Origin of the sequence: Rhodobaculum claviforme (assembly GCF_016653255.1) — a bacterium.
GTDB lineage: Bacteria > Pseudomonadota > Alphaproteobacteria > Rhodobacterales > Rhodobacteraceae > Rhodobaculum > Rhodobaculum claviforme.
On the sequence record NZ_NHSD01000022.1, the window covers coordinates 1 to 2,758 of the forward strand.

Here is a 2,758-nt window from a genome sequence, read left to right on the forward strand (position 1 = left end):
GGGCGCAGGCTGCGGGCCTGGTGGCGGGCGGCGGGGATCGGCGCCGTGACGCCGGCCGGGACGGGGCGTCCGGCCTGGCGCCTGCCCGTGACCTTCGAGGGCGCGCTGTCGCTGAGCCCGGACCCGGCACAGGGCGGCCCGATCCTGCGGCTGCTGATGGAGGGCACCGCGGGCGAGCGCAGCTTCGGCGCGGGGATCGCGGCGCCGGCCGAGCGGCTGCCGCTGGCGCTGTTTGCCGGCATCGAGGCCGAGGGCGCGCGGCGGCTGGCGGCCGAGGGGGTGCGTCAGGCGGGCGATCTGCTGCGGCTGGGCCCCGACGCGGCCGCCGCGCGGTTTGCGGCGATGGGCGAGGGCCGGCCGGGGCTGGAGGCGGCACTGGCCACGCTGCGGGCCACGCTTGCGATGCGCCGCGATCTCGTGGCCGCTGGGTTGCGCGGGGCGTTGCTGCCGGCCGAACTGGCGGCGCTGACCGCCGACCGCGTCTGGGACGGAGCCGAGTTCACCCCACCCCAGGGGCTGGACGGCGGCGCGCTGCTGCGCCTGCGGCTGCTGGGCCGGCCGCTGTTGCCGCTGCTGACGCCAGCGGCCCTGGGTCATGTGACCCTGGGCCAGATCACCACCAGCGACAGCGGGGGCTGAGGCGATGGCGACCCAACACGTGATCGGCAACCTCCTTCACGAGCTCGAGCGGCTGCAGGGGATCGATAAAGAGCTCGACCTCGTGCAGGCGGTCAACATCTCCAGGACCATTGCCAATGCGCATGACGCGGCGGTGGCAGCCGAGACCGGCCTCGCCACCCCGCCCGCCAGCGAGGCCACGGCCGCCCTGCCGGCTCTGGCCGAAGGGGTGACGTTGCGGCTGGCGGCCGGCCGACCCGCCCGGCTGACCGTCACCGAGCTGGCCGGCTGGAGCTTCGACCGGCTGGCGCTGCGGATCGACGTGGAAGCCGAGCGCGTAGCCTTGCCCCTGACCGGCGAGGACCGGACCCTCGGCGTGCCCCAGCCCACCGGGGCGATCGTCCAGATGACCGAACGCGTGGTGCCGTTCGCGCCGCCACGCTATATCCGGCGGCTGCTGGTGGAGCGGGTGACCACATTGACCGTGAGCACCGACCTGGAACCATCCTTCGTCCCGGTCCTGTCGCCGCCGGTCTGGTCCGCGCCGTATGTGGCGCGCCTCGAAGCCTCGGTCGGCAAGCTGGTCCTGCGGTGGCTGCCCCACGGCCCACTCCGGGCCACGGCGATTCTGGACAACACCCCGGCCAACCTGCTTGTCGCGGATGGCACCGACCGGCCGCTGCACCGGGTTTCGGGCACGCTTGCCCCGGGCGACGGCGCCTGGGTCCCCGACCTGCGGGACGCGCTCGACGGGGACGGGACCCTGACACTGCGCCTGACCTCGCAGACCGACGCGGTGGTGCGCCTGCGCATGGCCTGGCGGCGGCGGCGCCGGGCGGAGGGCTGGCGGCTGGAGGGGCGCGAGGGACCCGGCCCCGATCCGCTGGAGCTGGGCGTCTGGGATGCGGCGGTGCTGTTGCCCGAGGCCCCGGTCGGGGCCGATCCGGCTGCCTCCCGCACGAGGATCAAGGCCAGGGTTCGTCCCACGGGCCCGATGCGGGCGGGGCTGTGCGATCCCGCCGCGCGGGCGGGCGCCCTGCCTTTCGCGCTGGCGCCGCGCCGGGCGCTGGCGCAACCCTTCCGGCTGGCAGACACCCCCGGCCCGGCCGCCCGGCGCATCGAGGGGGTGTGGCTTCTGCTGGCCGAGCGACCCGCAGAGGCCACCGAGCTGACCGTGGCGCTCGTGCCGTTCGAGGTGGAAAACGCGGCGGCCGGCACGTCCCGGGCCCTGGCGGGCGCACCGCTGGCGCAGGCGCAGGCGGTCATCGGGCGGGGTGAAGCCGATCACGCCCGGGTAGCGGGGGGCGGGCTGGCCGCCTGGGTGCCGTTCGACAAGCCCGCCACCATCGACGGCGCCGACCTGGCGCGCCCCCACGCGCTGCTGCTGTCGGGCTGGCGCGGACCGGCGAGACTGCTGGAAGGGCCGCCAAACGTGCCCGGGCTGCTGCCCAGCTGCGACACCGATCCAGGCGGCCCCCCGGTCTGGCGCCAACGCAGCTTCGGCGCGCCGGCCAAGGCTCTGCTGTTCGATCTGGGCCTGTCCGCTGCGGACGAGGCACCAGCGCAGCTCAGGCTGGGCGGGACGGCGATCGCGCTCGCAGCAGACCATGCCCCGCTGACGGTCGAGCTGCCCCACGGTCCGCTGACGCTGACCACCAGCCGGGCGCTGGGCCTGTCGGGCCTGACGGTCGTCACCGAGGACCCGGCAGAGACGGGCGGCCCGTGACCGCCCTGAGCCCCTCGGGGCATGTACCCCCATGCCGACAGGGGTACCGGCACGGCCGTCGGGGCCGAGGATCACAGTGCCTGTAGCGCGACACTTCCAGCGACTGGCGAGCGACATCTCTGGTGACGAGTCGACAACGATGGATTGAGGGTGCCGCGCTGCGCGCCATGAGATCAGGAGGCGATGTCGCTGATCGATGTCGCGCGGCGGCGTTTTTGGCGTTCAGTGGCTCTGATGATGTGACCGCCCCCCGACGGCATCGATGTGCCAAGGTGGGTTTGCGAAGATCCACAGAGGGGAGCGGTCATGTCGGAGATTATCACGGTCGGGCTCGACCTGGCGAAGAATGTGTTCCAGGCGCACGGCGCCGACGCCTCGGGGCGGGCGGTGCTGCGCAAGAAGCTGAGACGGGAT

Annotated in this window: 2 protein-coding genes and 1 pseudogene; all 3 read left to right on the plus strand. The window is 74.3% G+C overall.

Annotated features, from left to right (window positions below):
• Positions 1–639, plus strand: a 639-nt coding sequence (locus CCR87_RS00295) for a hypothetical protein (protein ID WP_201155345.1), incomplete at its 5' end; no start/stop codon positions are given.
• A 4-nt stretch (positions 640–643) separates the two neighbouring features.
• Positions 644–2,344 (plus strand): hypothetical protein, encoded by a 1,701-nt coding sequence (locus CCR87_RS00300; RefSeq protein WP_201155346.1) that lies wholly within the window; start codon positions 644–646, stop codon positions 2,342–2,344.
• 306 nt (positions 2,345–2,650) lie between these two features.
• Positions 2,651–2,758, plus strand: a pseudogene (locus tag CCR87_RS00305) (IS110 family transposase); the annotation flags it as partial.